Here is a 17,935-nt window from a genome sequence, read left to right as displayed (position 1 = left end):
CCATATTTCAATAAACATATAATGACCGAAGCGCAAAGAATACACATCAAAGAAGAGAATATAGCCCGCATCCGTGACAAAGGTTATCGCTTTATAGAATGGCTGCCGGTGATGGAAACACCTGCCATGCGTTCCCTGAGCGATATCAAAGGCAGGATGTCGGTAATGAATGCCCTGATCAATATCTCGTTCGAAGCACCGGTAAAAATCATTAAAGACTGGATCAGTCAATCGGGTCTGGATGCTCATTTGTCGGAATGGGAAAAGGCTGTGCTGGAAAAGAAAGAAGAAGAACTGAGCAATGTGGAGTTGAATACCCTGCGCTGGTACCTGGAGGGTTTATGGGCGCTGATGTGGGCCACTAATATGATCGACAGTCTGGATGAAAAGGAATGGTGCGGTGATGAAATGGCTACCCTGCTGCCTAACCTGGAAGAAGGCGAAACCAACCAGAAGATTGAGGCCTTGTCTGTATTAAGAACGGAAGCCGAGCTGTATACCATGCTGGATTATTACTATCGTATACACTGGTACTGTGTAGATGAACGCATTAAACAAAACGAGGCACCGGTGAATGAAGGTCTTGTCTATGAACGTCGCAAAGCGCTGGAATGGATGATGAATAAGGATGTGGACTGGGATCATGTGGAGATGGTAACGTAGATAAGTCTGATATGTAACTTATACCCTTAAAGAGATAAAGGTTATTTTGCCAATACCCAAAGCATAAAGCCGCGCTGCCATAGGCAGTGCGGCTTTATCGTAATTGTAATATCCTTTAAAAGATCACCATGGTTGCATTGGCCGACAAGGAAGCCTGTGCCCAACTAAGGGTAATAAAACCATTTGGTACCGGACATGCAGGTGCCGGCATACCTAAACTGTTCGTATTCGGAAGCGTAATTCCAGACACCAATTGTCGGTAAGTACCAGTTACATCCAGCCACTCCATTTTCAGCGATTCCAGATCCTGGCCAATAGAGTTGATGGTTGTTGTACCCGGTGCAGCCATCACATCTCCGTACCAGGATACGCCACAACGGAAAGTACAGCTCGTCAGGTTAATAATAGTCAGGGAATTGGCCTGTGCCGTTACAAATGCGCCGCAGGAAAGCACTGCAGCCATTAAAAACTTTTTCATAAAAAAAATTCAGAGGGTTAATGATAGTCAAATATACATAAATTCACCAAAAAGTGATTTAACAATTCTGCATACCTATATTTCTTAAAAAAGTGTGTTCAAATTCTCCGGTTAATGCACTTTTTCATTATCTTAACATTTTATCATAAAATACAATTTACTACTATGCATCATTCATATGGCATGAAACATATCCTACTCTCAGGGCTTTGCCTGTCTGCAGCTGCCCTGTTCCCTGCCCATGCTCAGAAAAAGCTGCTCAATTCCGGAGAATTGATCAATAGCGGTGTTGCTGCGTACGAAGAAGGCGAGTACAAAAAAGCTATTGCGGCATTTGAACAGATACAGGAAGGTGATACCAATTACTATGCTGCACAATATGAACTGGCACTTTCTTACCTGGTCGATAGCCAGTATGAGAAGTCAATAGCCTTAAATAAACAATTACTGAACTCTTACCCGCAGGAGGAGCGGCAGATTCTGCTCAATATTGGTGTAGGTTACTCTAACCTGGGTAATAAAGAAAAGGCAATTGCTTATTTCGACTCTACACATGTACGCTACCCGAACGATCACAGACCTTTTTACGAAAAAGGGGTGGTATACCTTCAGAACAAGGAATACGACAAAGCTATAGAGCAACTACAGACAGCCTTGCTCTATAATCCTATGCATCCGAAATCGCATCGCCTGCTGGGCACGATTTACGCCCTGCAAGGCCGCTTAACCGAAGCCATGATCGCAATGCAAGGTGCACTATCAAGTACCGGAGATCTGGACGAAGCACGCTCTCCTATCCTGATACTGGGAACTATTGCCTCCATGAAGGATGATGCTGCGGGATATTACCGTGACAAAAAACCGGTATACCGTCACGAATTATTTGATGAGATTGATGAACTGATCTCTTCTAAACTTGCACTGGGCAAGGATTTTAAAGTGTCTGGCAAAATAGATGATGCTATTATCCGCCAGATGCAGGTGATCTTTGAGAAACTGCAATATGATGAAAAGGATAATAACTTCGTGATGCAATACTATGTACCCTTTCTGCTGGATATCCGGGAAAAAGGGCTTTTTGATGATTATATGCTGTTCCTGTTTTCGGGTTATGGCATTGCATCTGTAGACAAACATGTTGACGGTAAGAGAGGAAAACAAAAGTTAGCCTCTATTACCGATATACTAGATCCCTATCGCAGAATGATCCTGGGTACACGGGAACTGAACTACAAAAAACGTACGCTGGACAAGGTAAATTACCTGCTTATTGATGGTATGTTCGTAGAAGGCAAACCTGCCGACATCATGTTTACCAAATTAAAAGAAGGGTATATGAAGGCCTATGAAGGCCATATGCTGCGTGCAGAAGGGAAATTCAATGCCAATACAAAAAAAGAGGGTATCTGGAAATATTACCATCCGAATGGTCAATTGCGCATGGAGGAAACATATACAGACGGAAATGCCAAAAATGGTCAGTTCGTGCAGTACTATACCAACGGTAATATGGAGTATAGTATTAACTATGACCAAAACCATTCATTCCACGACCGGACCGATTACTGGTACAATGGACAGGTAGCATCGACTCAGGTAAAAGATAAGGACGGGAATTTTAAAGTAACCTATCTGCACCCGAATGGAAAGGAACATTATACTATGGTCTATGACAAATCTGATGCGGATAAGGCTGTAGACGGGTCTTACAAGGTATATTTCTCCAATGGCAAACTGGAGAAAGAATACTCTATCAGAAATAATAAACTTGATGGTATCTATAAAGAGTATTATGAAAACGGTAAGTTGAAACTCGATGCACAGTATGTACTTGGAAAGTTGAACGGGACGTATAAAAAGTTTTTCAAAAGCGGGCATCCCGATATGGTGTATGAATACACTAATGGCGAACTCAATGGCCTGTGCCAGGACTTCTACGATGAGAAAGAAAGCTATTTTACCCAGCAGTATAAAAACGGCGTACTTCATGGATTGCTGGAGCGCTACAATAAAAACAAGGTAAAATATGCAACGGTTAATTTTGATAACGGCTCGCCGGTTGCTGTTGAATACAAAAACCTTGAAGGAAAGGTAATCTATACAGCTGCGGATAAGAATGGCCTTACCTTACTGGAAACCTACAATGAATATGGTGTTAAAATAAAATCGGCACCACTGAACAAAAAGGGACAGAATCATGGACTGGTAAAAACATACCAGGAATTTGGTGGCATAGAATCGGAGATTCCGTATACCAATGGTGTTATTGACGGAACGAGTAAATATTATCATTCGACCGGGGCACTGGCTTATGAGAAGACTACCGTTAATGGAGTGGACGAGGGTCCATATACCTCTTTCTCAGATGCCTCAAAACTATCCCGCCAGGGTTATCTGCATGAAAATGAGTTGCAGGACGGGCTTCAGAACTATTTTTCAAACGGTAAAGTATCGAAAAGCAATTTCTTCAATGCCGGAGAACGATCCGGTCCGGAGGTATCGTATTTTTATAATGAAAAAATTGATTTCATACAGTATTACGATAACGGCATGCTGCTGGGTGTAACCCAATACGATACTACAGGCAAATCGGCTCCCAGAATAGATTTCCCGAAGGGGAAAGGTGTTTATGTACTTCGCTACCCAAGCGGAAATACACGTATCACGGTGCCGGTTAAGTATGGCAGCTTTAATGGCCCATACCTGAAATACCTGGATAATAAAACGGTTATCGAGCGCAGCAATTTTGAACAGGGACAACTTGAGGGCTTATCTGAAAGATATCACCCCAACGGTAAACCATGGATTACGGCAATCTACCACAAAGGTGATCTGAACGGCACTTTAAAGAGATATGATGCTGCCGGAAATCTGACAGAAACAAACGAATATATAGATGATGAACAGAGCGGCCCGACTAAAGTCTATTGCGGAGAGCAATTGCGCTACCTCTTCAACACAGTGAATGGTGAGCGACATGGCGAATCGATTATTTTCGGAGAACAGGGTAAAATAGCGGGCTTGCTGTACTATGACCGTGGCTTGCTTATCGGTTATGCTTATCTGAACAAGGATAATACGAAAGCACCCATGATTCCGATTACTAATGGTACGGCTGTAGTAAAAACGTTTTATGCAGATGGTGCTAAAGCAATGGAATTTAACTGGGTTAATAATTTGTATGAAGGTGTGCAGAAACTTTATTTCAGTAATGGAAAGCTTGCCGAAGAAAGAACCTTCAAAAAAGGAATGTGCGACGGCTTGTACAACAGGTGGAATGAAGACGGTTCGAAGCTTGAAGAATCATTCTACAAAGATGATATGCTGCAGGGAATGAGAAAGGAGTACGATAAGAAAGGCAATCTTTTATCTGCCACTAATTTCATCGATGGTCTGCAACACGGTAAAATGCAGATCACAGATGGTACAGGTAAGATGAAGGAAGTGCTTTACTATTACGGCCTGGCCATACAATAATTTTTATGGAATATAAGCCCTGGCTAGTCATTACATCTGCCAGGGCAAAACAATACACATATGAAACAAATACTGATCCTTTTACTATGCGCTGTAAGCAGTAACCTGTCTGCACAATCGACAGAAGAGCTGTTGCAGAAATATAGCGGAGAAACAGGTGTTTACACAAAAGACTATCATTATGTAAACATATATTATGAAAAAGGCGCGCTAAAAGCCAGCATGGATGTAGAGCAGGAGATAATGCTGATTGATGAAACAAGGGCAGCCGCGCTGTCGGTAGAAACAGTACATGACAGCTACTTCTCGACATTGGGTAAGTTAGAAGCAGCAACTCTTATACCCACTGCAAAAGGATTTAAAAGCATCCCTACGACCAATATTAAAACAAGCCCCGGCACCTCGGGACATGTATTTTACGATGACACCAAGGAAAAGGAAATTTACTATAACAACCTCTCCAAGGGTAATAGAACTTCTTTAAAATATACACAGCACTTCCGCGACATCTTCCTGATGTCTAAAGTGTTCCTGCAAAACTATCTGCCTACTGAGCACCAGGTAGTCTCTGTTACCTTTCCCAAAAGTGTAAAGATCTCCGAGATCTTTAAGGGCACGGATGCACCATGGCTGCAAAAAACAGTAAAAGAAAACAAGCAAACGATCACTATAACCTGGGAGGGCAGACAGGTACCTAAAGCAAAGTTTTATGCCGATGCCCCGGCAGTGTACTATTACCTGCCACACGTATTTTTCCTGGTGCAGGAGTATACGGCATCCAATAGCGACAAGCCGGTAAAGGTATTGAGCAATGCTGACGATCTGGGTCGCTTTCTGTTTGACAAAGTAAAGAACATAAACCAGGCTACAGGCACCGATCTTAAGGCCAAGGTAAAAGAACTGACTACGGGCATCTCCAATGACAAAGACAAGGCCAGGGCTATATTTGAATGGGTACAGGAGCACATCCGGTATATCGCTTTTGAAGACAGCTTAGGCGGATTTGTGCCCAGGGAAGCCGATGTCGTATTCCAGCGCAAGTTTGGCGACTGTAAAGACAAGTCCAGCCTATTGGTGATGATGTGCCGCGAAGCCGGACTGGATGCGCGTTATGTCTGGATCGGTACAAGAGACCTGCCCTACTCGCTCAAACAAACTCCGATGCCCGGTGCATTTAATCATATGATCGGTGCGGTGAAGATTGAAGGCCAATGGGTATTCCTGGATGCAACAGACAATGTTACCCCGTACGGAAGTGTACCCTATTCATTGCAGGGCAAAGATGCGTTTATTGCGCATGATGGTACAGATTATGAGATCGTAACCATACCGGTAAAGAATGCTTCGGGTGGCATTATCCGCGACAGCAGTTATGTGCGCATCGAGAATAATATGCTGACTGGTGTGGTACACTCAGACTTTAAAGGCTATGCTGCCTGGGAAGTGCAGCAACACCTGATGTACATGAGCGAGAAAGATAAAGAAAAAGTCTTTTCGGCCATTACCTCAAGAGGCAATAATAAGTACGCTCAAAAATCATTTGACTATGTGCTGGAAAAAGACAAACAGAAGTCTCTGCACATTAATGCTTCTTTTGAATTGAAGGATTATATCAAAAACGTTGGTGATGATTATTATATCAATATGCACCTGCTCAAGCCTTTTGCAGACGGAAAGATTGAAACCCAGACACGCAAGGCTCCGGTGAATTTCGATTTCAACCAGACACTGCAATACACGGTTGTGCTGGAGATTCCGAAGGGATACAAAGTATCTTACGTGCCCGACAATGAGGAGCACAATTTCAAAGGCCTGGGTGCCTATCGTGTCAGTTACCAGCAAAACGGTACATTGCTGACCCTGAAAAGTGAATTCACCTTCGAGAAACTGATGATTGAAGAAAGTCAGTTTAAGGAATATAATCTTATGATTGCCGCTTTGCAAAAAGCATATAAAGAAACTATAGAACTCAGTAAAATCAAATAAAACAAAAACACATCTGAATATGAGGAAGATACTGCTGCACTGCGCATCTGCATTCCTGTTGTTACCGGCCTTTAGCTATGCTCAGTTATCGTGGACCGAAAAGCCTGCCATGCATGAGGTACCTAAAGAATTTGCACAAGAGTCGCTGATTTTTATGGAAGATGCCAGGGAACTGAATTATAAATTCGACAGTAAAACCAAAGATTTCTTTCTGTACCGGACTATTCACCGCATTGTCAAACTACAGGACGAGAAAGGTTTAGAGGCTTTTAATAAAATGGTGATAGGACCATCGCGCTCTGGAGAGATAGTGGATCTGAAAGCCCGCACGATCAAGGCAAATGGTAAGGTATATGAAATCAAAAAATCAGACACCAAGACTTCTAAGGATGAATATGGCAATACCCAATACCACGTTGCTTTTGAAAATGTTGCGGTAGGTGATGAGATTGAATTTATCTACGAAGAAAAACGCGCCGTTAACTCGTTTGGCTCAGAACTGTTTCAGTTCGGCATACCGACCGTTTCCTCATCGTTTGTCCTGTCCACACCAGATCATATTAAGTTTGACTGCAAAGGCTATAACGGCTTCCCTACCCCAGTTTTAAAGGAAGATGAGCAGGAAAAAACAGCAACATACAAGGCTTCATTCGCAAAGATTGATGCGCTTAAGGATGAAAAATATGCCGATCCTGATCCTAATGCCAAACGGATTGACTATAAAATAAGCTATATCAATGACGGGCAGAGGGCAAACACCTGGGCCGATTTAGCAAAAGGGATCTACACCCAATTGTACACTCCTACCGAGAAGGAGCAGAAGGCCCTGGAAAAATATATCAAATCGCTGAACATCACGGTTGACATGCCTGTAGACCAACGCATTATTAAGTTGGAGAAAGTGATCAAAGAACAGTTCGTCGTTAACGAAGAGCTGACTGATGAGGCTTATGAGCGGCTTGATTATATGATTGAGAAAAAGACGACTACAGAGCGTGGCATCTTTAAATTGTTTGCCAATGCATTTGACCTGCTGCAGGTAAAGCATGAGGCGGGCATTACCGCCAATCGGTTCAAATATGAATTGGATGAGGAAATGGAGCTGTGGAACTACCTGGATATATACATCTTCCATTTTCCGGAAACCAAAAAATTCCTGTTACCTACTGCCACCACTATGCGCTACCCAGCACTGGGTGCGTATGTAGAGGGCAATAAAGCCCTGTTCTGTAAGCGGGTATCTCTGGGTGGTGTTACCTCTTCGGTACAGGTATTCAGAGAGGTGCCCCGCTCCAAAATAGAGGATAACATTACTGCTCTGGTGGCTACCGTTAACTTTAACGAGCAAGACCTCTCTCCGCAGATCAAGATGTCCCATTCCTTTACAGGTGCCTCATCTGTAGGAATGAGGGAAAATGTAACCCTGGTACCTAAAGAGAAAGAAAAAGAACTGGTTAAGGCACTGATGTTTGTTGCGGATGAAGAGAGTGATATATTAAGCTACCAGTTCAACAATAAAGGGCTGGAACACTATACAGACAATAAGCCTGTGGAGATTGTAGCAGAGATCAAGGCCGATAAACTTATCGAAAAAGCAGGCAGTAAATATCTGTTTAAGCTAGGCGATATTATAGGTCCGCAAATGGAAATGTACCGGGAGGAGAAACGTATTCTGCCTATTTCGATCGCATACCCGCATGTACTGAAACGGGAGATCATTGTGCATGTACCACAGGGCTACAAAGTCTCCAATCCCAATGCGGCAGACTTTAAAGTTACCTATGGTCAGCAAAAATATGGCTTCATCTCCTCGCACAGCATGAAAGGCAATGTTCTGACCGTAGTGATTGAAGAATTCTATGCGCAACCGCGTTATGATGCAACTGAGGTAGAGGATTTCCGTAAAGTGATCAATGCTTCTGCAGACTTCAACAAAGTAACACTGGTCCTGGAGAAGATATAGTCTTGATATGTATATTTAGAATAATAGGGTGTACAAAGATGAGCTTTAGTTTTCCTTTTATATCTATTGTTACCTTTTGTCTTGATACAAAAGGTAACGCCAAAAAATCAAGGCTGTATAAATCCATGGCTAAAAATCAATGTGTCGGCCGGTCGCAAACGCAAACTCGCTGCGCTCAGACAGTGGTTTGCGACTTAACCGACCGAGCCACTGATTTTCTTAACACTGGATTTATAATGCCGGTTCCAGCGATCTGTACGGTACAGACATATTATATTGACAGTAATTTAACGGAGTAGATATATTTCATTTGCACAGAAAAGAGGAGATTCCCCGACGCCGCTATGCAAAGCTCGATATACGAACAAAAGTATTCGGTATAGTTATAAACAATAAAGCCCTTCCGATCGGAAGGGCTTTATTGTTTATATTATATCAGGATTAAGCTAAAGTGATGCTATCATCCAGGTATACGTCCTGGATTGCATTCAGCAGCTCAACACCTACTTTCATATCTTTCTGGAATGCTTTACGGCCAGAGATCAGACCCATACCACCGGCACGTTTGTTGATCACCGCAGTAGTTACTGCTTCAGCCAGGTCAGATGCACCTTTAGACTCACCACCGGAGTTGATCAGGCCTGCACGACCCATGTAGCAGTTAGCCACCTGGTAACGAGCCAGATCGATCGGGTGATCTGTAGTCAGTTTGCTGTAAACATCTTTATGAGTTTTACCCACTTTAATTGCGTTGTAACCGCCGTTCAGGGTAGGTAATTTTTGTTTGATGATATCTGCCTGAATGGTAACACCCAGGTGGTTAGCCTGTGCTGTTAAATCCGCAGCAGTGTGGTAATCAACGCCATCTACTTTGAATGCGTTGTTACGCAGGTAGCACCACAGTACTGTAGCCATACCCAGAGAGTGTGCATATTCAAATGCTTTAGCCACTTCTACGATCTGACGATTGCTCTCAGGAGAACCGAAATAGATAGTAGCTCCAACCGCTACAGCACCCATTTCCCATGCGTTTTTGATAGAACCGAACATGATCTGATCAAAGTTATCAGGGTAAGAAAGGAATTCATTGTGGTTGATCTTAACGATAAACGGAATTTTGTGCGCGTACTTACGGGCAACAGAACCCAGTACACCATATGTAGAAGCAACCGCGTTACAACCACCTTCGATAGCCAGTTTCACGATGTTTTCAGAATCAAAATAGATTGGGTTTGGTGCGAAAGATGCACCAGCGCTATGCTCAATACCTTGATCCACAGGCAGGATAGATACATATCCGGTATCTGCCAGACGGCCGTTACCTAAGATAGTTTGCAGGCTGCGTAAAGTCTGTACATTACGGTTAGACGGCATCCAGATATCCTCTACATGTGATGGTGATGGAGCGTGTAACATAGACTTATCAATAGTCTTACACTCGTGATTCAATAATGAATCGGCGTCGGCGCCTAATAACTCAACTATTTTGTTGTTTGCCATAATGATGTTGTATGGTTAAAATTGGTTTTCTAATTTGGCTGCAAAAGTAGTAAAATATGTTAATATTATCAAATAACAAAAATCAGAAGGAAATAATTCCACCCTCATGGCGCACTTTACCATCTGCTACCAATGCACGCAAGGCCTGTATGACCTGCTCGCGGTGAATATGCCTTAGCTGCTGCAGTAAATCACTCAGCGGCAACGGTGCCTCCCGCTTCAGCACTTCAAGCAAGGTATTATTTATAGATGCATTGGTATGCACTTCCTCTGAGCGATGCTTCTGACAATTATCGCATTGCCCGCAATCTGCTACATCTTCCTGTCCGAAATAGACAGACAGCAATCGATTACGGCAGGTCTCTTCATTCTGTATAAAATCAGCCATCTCCTGTACCTGGCGCGACAATGCTGCTTTCATTTTACGGATGGTCGGCTCGTTCAGGTTAAGGTATGGGAACGGAATACGGTTATGCAACCAGAGCATATAACTGCCTACAATTGCCGGTTTATACTCCAGCACACCCAGGTCCTGCAGTTGCCAGAGCCTGTCTTCCAATATGGTTTTATCGATATTCAGTGCTTTGGCCACTTTAAAAATGGGCACTGCTGTTTCGAAATTATAGATACTCCCGTAGTGGCGCAACAGCGTCTCTACTACAGGATATAGCGTTTTATAGTTCTTTTCGAGATAATTTATAGTATCCCTGTCCGTGGTAAACCTTATTGTATACTGGGTTTGCGCATTTTCATTCCACTCCATAAACCCTTCCCGCTCCAGTATCTTTATAGAACTGACGGTGGTGACCATGTCCAGTTTGAAACGGGCTACAAACTCTGTAATATCAAATGCAAATACCTGCTCGTTGCCGGTGTGCAGGTGTATGCCCAGGTAATCGGACAGGTGCTGGTATACCGCCTTTACCTGCGATATAGGCGGGAACTGTATTTCAGGCAGGTCCAGCAGGTAATTGATATCGGTTGTATGATAAAATAATTGCCCTCTTGCGGCCGCTCCGTCACGACCGGCACGACCTACTTCCTGGTAGTATTGTTCTATACTTGTAGGCAGGTCGTAATGCAATACCAGCCTTACATCCGGCTTATCAATTCCCATACCGAAGGCCGTTGTGGCCGTCATGACCGCATCTGTTTTTTCCAGCCATTGATGGTAAGCAAAATCCTTTTCCATCTTGCGCATACCGGCATGGTAATGGTAAGCAGGCAAGGCGGTACGATCCTTTACCATTTGCATACAGTCTACAGTACGCTTACGGGTTTTGCAATACACAATGCTGCTGCCGCCAGCCGTAACCAGCGCTTCGGTAAGCGCAACAGGTTTGTTCTCTGTATAATCGATATGATAGGACAGGTTAGGCCGTATCACAGACTGGGTAAAGGTTTGCGGCTGATGCAGTTTTAATTGCTTACAGATATCTTCCTGCACAGCAGCCGTAGCTGAAGCAGTAATGGCCAGCACAGGTACTTTGGGAAATAGCTCCCTGAACTCTGCTATGTTGCGGTAGGCAGGACGAAAGTCATGGCCCCACTGAGAAATACAGTGTGCCTCATCTACGGCAATAAACTGTACAGGCAACTGTATCATCAATTCTCTGAACGTCTCGCTCTGCAAGCGTTCCGGGGCGACATATACCAGTTTATACCGCCCGTCTGCGACCTCATCCATCAATTGCACCAGCAGTAAGCGATCAAGCCCGGAGTGAATGCTCACTGCAGGAATATTACGCTTATTCAGCGCCTGTACCTGGTCTTCAATCAGGGCAATCAGCGGGCTGACTACTATAGTAATACCCTCCATATTCATTGCAGGTACCTGGTAACAAAGAGACTTGCCTGCGCCGGTAGGCAACATGGCAAATACATCCCTACCCGCTAATACGGACTGGATAATCTCTTCCTGCATGGGACGGAAACCGCTATACCCCCAATACTGCTGTAGCGTTGTCAATACATTCATAATACACTTTTGCGCGCGCCTGGCGCTGCTTTGATCTCAAAATTCGGGGGCCGAATATGCAAAAATATTATTATTTTTACCAATACAACGCATTCTGTATTAAACTTATTCTGCAACACCTCAAAGTTTATATGTTATTAATACGTTAACTGTAAATAATTCCCAAAGTGTCCTGTTTTATAATCGTAACTTAGAAGTGGAAATCAAACAGATGTGCGCCCAATCGGCTATTCCGCAGATCACGCCTCTTTTTTGATCCTCCATAGATTTGACCTGAATTTGACATTGTGAAGCTGTAAACCGAAGCGTTTCCCCCATACTCAAGAGCCTCTGTTGAAGAAGAGCAACATACTCTGGCTATCTTATGTAGCATTAATTAGTGACTTACCACGTGAGCACAACCCAACGAGCTGTACTGATATTTTTCCATTCCCGGAGTATCTATTGTATGAAGAGCCACAATACTTAACTCCTTTCCAAATTTGTTTGATATTGTTATATCCAACCTTAAAAACAATACAAACCGGCAGAACCCATCATGCCGGGCGAGGACCAATTTTCAATACGTAATATAACATCTTAAAAAAAGACACGTTTTGGCATAGCGTATGCTGCCATCTGCTTTGCTCCTGCTTGCAGCAGGTAATGCTTTGTCTAAAACGACCACCTACACACTTATTTAATATGTTGTGGCATGATCTCTTGTGCATTATTTTAACCTATTTCATCTTTTTTAAATGCCAAATCATGAAAAAATTTACAACATGGGCTTCCATCCTGGCTATATGTCTCTGGATGATCGTGCCCCGATACAGCTATGCGCAAACCAGCGCCTGTACATTCGTAAGCCCAGCAGTGGAGCTTAATTATACAAATACAGACATTAACGGTAACTGTGTGGTCAATGTGAACCTGAGTTTTACCATCAACATTAATAACGGTAATAAATACACGGTGCTGCACTTATGGGCAGAAAGCCAATACCCTAATCCAAGCTTCCCCTATGCGGTAAGCAATGCACCGGAATCCAGTACCGGTGGTGGCAACGGTGCCCTGGACAATGCCCTGGCCACTATTATCATTAACCGGAACACAAACCCTGCAACCTTTGTGTCTACCTATGCCATTGACCCGACTATTGATGACAACACACTACCTTGTATCAACCAGGTGAAAGACGGTGCAGACGGCCTTATATTAAATGTAGCTGATGTAGGTAGTGGTAACTATTTTTATCAGATCAAAAACCTGACACTGTTGTATCCAGGAGGATGTAATCAGGCGATTAAATTTAAAGGCGATGCCTGGTCTTCCAATGCAGCTTCTTTAAATGTACAATGTACTATGGTCGGATTTACCTACCTGTCTAATGTCCCTACTATGGATGCGGTACAATTATGTCAGAAAGGAGCTCAACAGGCACAATACCAGTTCACTGTATCTACAGGTCTGCCTGATTATTCTGTAGACTACAGCGTGGATGTGTTTGCAGATGTAGACAGCAGCGGAGACTTTAATCCGTTTATTGACAATGTACTGATACATTCTTACTCAGCAGCCTCTCTACCCGATGTAACTATGACAGACCCCTATTCTGTTCCGTTCACCACATTTAACTGGTCTCCTACGAAAAACAATAATCCTTTGTTCTTTATAGTGGGTAATATTAAAGTGACTAATACCATAACCAATCAATTTACCACATACGGTAATACGATTATTACCACTACTGCACCGGACTGTTCTATTGTATTACCGCTGGACAATGTAGTCATTACCGGTAAACGCGATGGTAACTGGAACAGACTGTTCTGGAAAGTGCCCACTGATGATACCCGCTATGCCATCGAAAAAATGACCGAAGGCAGCACCTGGAAACAGATTGGTATTGAAAAAGTGAAAGAAGGCACCGAAGCAGGAGGATATGAACAATATGCCTATACCGACATGGAACCTCAGACGGCTTTATACCGCGTAAGAGCATTTAACCCGGACGGACAATACGGATATTCAAATGTAATCAAACTGGAACGCAATGCAGCACCTATGGACCTGCATATATTCCCTAACCCGGCCCCATCTACATCTGTTCAGATGGTAGCAGACCTGCCGGAAGGAGAAACTGCCAATATTGCTGTAATAAATCCATTGGGCCAGGTTGTGCGCCAGTTCAATAACGTACATGGTGGTACCATTACGCTGGACGACCTGAGCAGTGGCCTCTATTATATCTTTATGTACAGTGCCAATAAAGAGAAAGTATGTAAAACCCTCGCCGTTAAGTAAACCGAAAATACAACACCTAAAGAAAAAGAAAATCACATAAAAACAGATAATATATATAATACATTCTCTTACTTTGACATTGGGCTAGTGCTCACAATTAATGACCCGGACAAATTATTTTCTGTCCGGGTCATTAATTATCATTATATTTACGGCCGTGCAAAATTGGAAATATCGCAAAAAAAATCATAACTTTGCACACAATTTTTTAGCGTAATCGCGTAGATCAATCAATGAGTAATAAGTATCCGGAATATAAGCAGCTTAACATGCCTGCCATCGAGCAGGATCAGCACCAGAAGTGGGACGCAGGTCATTTTTTTCAAAAAAGTATGGATCTCAGAGCAGGAAGCCCTGCCTTTGTTTTTTATGAAGGGCCTCCGAGCGCTAATGGTATGCCGGGTATTCACCACGTCATTTCCCGCACACTGAAAGATCTGGTTTGTCGTTACAAAACCATGCAGGGATTCCAGGTAAAGCGTAAAGCTGGCTGGGATACACACGGTTTGCCCGTAGAACTGGGTGTGGAGAAGATGCTGGGTATTACAAAAGAAGATATTGGTAAAAAAATCTCTGTAGCAGACTATAACGCAGCCTGCCGCCGGGAGGTTATGAAATTTAAAGATAAGTGGGACGAGATTACCACTAAAATGGGTTACTGGGTAGACTTATCCGACCCTTATATCACTTTTGACAATAATTACATTGAGAGCCTTTGGTGGTGTCTGGGAGAATTATACAAGAAAGGATTGCTGTACAAAAGTGTGAGCATCCAGCCTTATTCTCCAGCAGCGGGTACGGGTTTAAGTTCGCATGAACTGAACCAGCCAGGTACTTACAAAGATGTAAAAGATACCAGTGCTACCGTGATGTTCCGTCTGACCGGAGAAGCCAGAACCAAACTGGGACTGAATGCTGCAGACGAGCAGGTATATTTCATGGCATGGACTACTACCCCATGGACCTTACCGTCCAATGCGGGTCTTACAGTAGGACCAAACATTGACTATGTACTGGTAAAAACCCTGAATCCTTATACCCATGCGGAGCAAAAGGTAATCCTGGCGCAGCCGCTGGTGGCTAAATATTTTAAAGCGGAAGGTGAAAACCAACCGTTAAGCGATTGGGACAGCAGTTCTAAAATCCTGCCCTGGACGATTGAAAAATCTTTCAAAGGTAAAGACCTGGAAGGGTTGCGCTATGAGCAGTTACTGCCATTCGAAAGCAATAAGCCTGAACTGAGCGGTGGTGACCCGTTCCGCGTGATCCTGGGCGATTTCGTAACGACTGAAGATGGTACCGGTATCGTACATACCGCTCCTGCATTCGGTGCGGATGACTATAAAGTAGGTCAGAAAAACAATATCGGTATCTATAACCTGGTAGACCGCGAAGGTAAATTCGTGGAAGGCACCGGGGAATATGCAGGCCGTTTTGTCAAAAATTATAAAGACGATCCTGATTATGAGGATGTAAATGTTGATATTTCTGTATTCCTCAAACAACATGGCCAGGCCTTTAAAGTAGAGAAATACGAGCATAGTTACCCGCACTGCTGGAGAACTGATAAGCCGATTATTTATTATCCTTTGGATGCGTGGTTCATCAGAACTACAGCGCTGAAAGATCAGATGGTAGCCCTGAACAAAACCATTAACTGGAAGCCTAAGGCTACCGGTGAAGGCCGTTTCGGCAACTGGCTGGAGAATATGGTAGACTGGAACCTGAGTCGCAGCCGCTACTGGGGTACACCGCTGCCGATCTGGACAGGTACTGATGGTGCGCAGAAATGTATCAGCTCTGTAGCAGAACTGGAAGCTGAGATCCGCAAGGCACAGGCTGCCGGTTACAGTAAAGACATTGTACTGCCGCTGGCTGACCTGCACAAACCGGTTGTAGATGATATCGTGCTGATTGATGATAATAATGAGCCGATGTACCGTGAGCCGGACCTGATCGACGTTTGGTTCGATTCGGGTGCGATGCCTTATGCTCAATGGCACTTCCCGTTTGAAAATAAAGAAATCTTTGCCCGTAACTACCCTGCCGACTTTATCGCGGAAGGTGTAGATCAGACCCGTGGCTGGTTCTATACCCTGCATGCACTGGGTGCATTACTGAAAGACAGTGTGCATGAAGAACTGCGCAAGGCAGGCATAGAGGTAACAGAAGATAAATATCCTGGTGTTGCTTATAAAACAGTTATTGCCAACGGTCTGGTTCTGGACAAGGATGGTAATAAAATGAGCAAGCGCCTGGGCAATGTAGTAGATCCGTTTGAGACAATTGAGAAATACAGTGCCGATGCTACACGCTGGTACCTGATTACCAATGCTTCTCCATGGGATAGCTTAAAATTTGACATTAAAGGTATTGAAGAAATTCAGCGTAAATTCTTCGGTACATTATATAATACCTATCAGTTCTTCGCATTATATGCCAATGTAGACGGCTTTGCTTTTAAAGAAGCCTACATTCCGGTAGCGGAACGTCCTGAGATCGACAGATGGATCTTATCCTCTCTGAATACCATGATTGCATCGGTAACCAAATCGATGAATGAGTATGAGCCTACTCAGGCCGGCAGAGCGATCGAGAACTTTGTAGACGAGCAACTGAGTAACTGGTATGTACGTTTATGCCGCCGCCGTTTCTGGAAAGGTGAGTATGAAGTGGATAAGATCAGCGCATACCAGACCTTATTTGAGTGCCTGGAAAAACTGAGCTTACTGATTGCACCTATCTCTCCGTTCTTTGCAGACTGGCTGTTCCAGAATCTGAACAGCGTGAGCAACAGATTCACTGAAGAGTCGGTACACCACGCCCTGTTCCCGGTTTCTGATGTATCGGTAATCGATACTGACCTGGAAGAGCGTATGCAGCAAGCGCAGGATATCTGCTCCCTGGTATTATCCATCCGTAAGAAAGTAAACATTAAGGTGCGCCAGCCATTACAGAAAATTCTGGTACCAGCATTCAACCAGCATGACAAAGATCAGCTGAACCTGGTGAAGGACCTGATCCTTTCCGAGGTGAATGTAAAGGAACTGGAATTCCTGACGGATGACGGATTTATAAAAAAACGCATCAAACCTAATTTCAAAACCCTGGGTAAGAAAGTAGGTGCGAAAATGAAAGCGGTTGCCGCTTATATCAATGATCTGAGTACCGATCAGATTGCAGCATTAGAGCACCACAAGCATATAGCAGTAAACATAGAGGGTACTGAAGTGATTGTGGATATAGAAGATGTTGAGATCATTGCAGAAGATATTCCTGGCTGGTCTGTTGCAAATAAAGAAAATATTACCGTAGCTTTGGATATTTCTCTGAACAATGAGTTAACTGAAGAAGGTAACGCGCGTGAGATTGTCAACCGCATTCAGAAGATCAGAAAAGAAAGGGATTTTGCCCTGACTGATAGAATATTAGTACAAATTGAAGAAAACGAGGCTATTAATAGCGCCGTTAAAAATAATATAGCGTATATTTCGGAAGAAATACTTGCAGACAAAATTGAGTTAGTCAACAACATTGAGGATGGCATCAGCATTGAGGTCAACGATTTACTGCTAGCCGTTTCTATTACTAAAAATTCGTAATT

9 protein-coding genes are annotated in these 17,935 nt (G+C 43.5%); 6 read left to right on the top strand and 3 right to left on the bottom strand.

The annotated features are described in order from the left end of the window. The first annotated feature begins 21 nt into the window (after positions 1-21). Entirely contained in the window at positions 22-663 is a 642-nt protein-coding gene (locus EMP01_RS09310; RefSeq protein WP_129021233.1) for a DUF4272 domain-containing protein, read from the top strand. A gap of 115 nt (positions 664-778) precedes the next feature. On the opposite strand, the gene EMP01_RS09305 is transcribed toward EMP01_RS09310, so the two are convergent. Further along, positions 779-1,141: a hypothetical protein gene (locus EMP01_RS09305; RefSeq protein ID WP_129021232.1), complete on the bottom strand. Its 363-nt coding sequence runs from the start codon at positions 1,139-1,141 to the stop codon at positions 779-781. 183 nt (positions 1,142-1,324) lie between these two features. Here EMP01_RS09305 and EMP01_RS09300 point away from each other — a divergent pair, with 183 nt between their 5' ends. Genes EMP01_RS09300 through EMP01_RS09290 form a run of 3 tightly spaced genes read left to right on the top strand, consistent with a single transcriptional unit; the run spans position 1,325 to position 8,567 of the window. After that, on the top strand, positions 1,325-4,618 hold the full coding sequence (locus EMP01_RS09300) for a tetratricopeptide repeat protein (RefSeq protein ID WP_161971292.1): 3,294 nt from the start codon (positions 1,325-1,327) through the stop codon (positions 4,616-4,618). 60 nt (positions 4,619-4,678) lie between these two features. Beyond that, positions 4,679-6,604 (top strand): transglutaminase-like domain-containing protein, encoded by a 1,926-nt coding sequence (locus tag EMP01_RS09295; protein ID WP_129021230.1) that lies wholly within the window; start codon positions 4,679-4,681, stop codon positions 6,602-6,604. A 19-nt stretch (positions 6,605-6,623) separates the two neighbouring features. Next, on the top strand, positions 6,624-8,567 hold the full coding sequence (locus tag EMP01_RS09290; protein WP_129021229.1) for a DUF3857 domain-containing protein: 1,944 nt from the start codon (positions 6,624-6,626) through the stop codon (positions 8,565-8,567). Between the two features lie 441 nt (positions 8,568-9,008). Here the strand turns inward: EMP01_RS09290 and EMP01_RS09285 are convergent, their stop codons facing one another. Both EMP01_RS09285 and EMP01_RS09280 read right to left on the bottom strand, forming a co-directional pair. Beyond that, positions 9,009-10,067, bottom strand: coding sequence for a class I fructose-bisphosphate aldolase (locus EMP01_RS09285; protein ID WP_129021228.1), 1,059 nt, complete (start codon positions 10,065-10,067; stop codon positions 9,009-9,011). Positions 10,068-10,149: 82 nt separating this feature from the next. After that, entirely contained in the window at positions 10,150-12,045 is a 1,896-nt protein-coding gene (locus EMP01_RS09280; protein ID WP_129021227.1) for a RecQ family ATP-dependent DNA helicase, read from the bottom strand. A gap of 747 nt (positions 12,046-12,792) precedes the next feature. On the opposite strand from EMP01_RS09280, the gene EMP01_RS09275 reads away from it, so the two are divergent. After that, a complete protein-coding gene (locus EMP01_RS09275) occupies positions 12,793-14,331 on the top strand; it encodes a T9SS type A sorting domain-containing protein (protein WP_161971290.1) in 1,539 nt (512 codons plus the stop codon). A 233-nt stretch (positions 14,332-14,564) separates the two neighbouring features. Further along, positions 14,565-17,933, top strand: coding sequence for an isoleucine--tRNA ligase (ileS, locus tag EMP01_RS09270; protein WP_129021225.1), 3,369 nt, complete (start codon positions 14,565-14,567; stop codon positions 17,931-17,933). The last annotated feature ends 2 nt before the right edge of the window (positions 17,934-17,935 follow it).

It is taken from the genome of Edaphocola flava (genome assembly GCF_004118155.1).
GTDB classification, from domain to species: Bacteria; Bacteroidota; Bacteroidia; order Chitinophagales; family Chitinophagaceae; genus Edaphocola; species Edaphocola flava.
The sequence above is the reverse complement of the archived record's forward strand: the minus strand, read 5'-3'. Positions and strand labels throughout refer to the sequence as shown.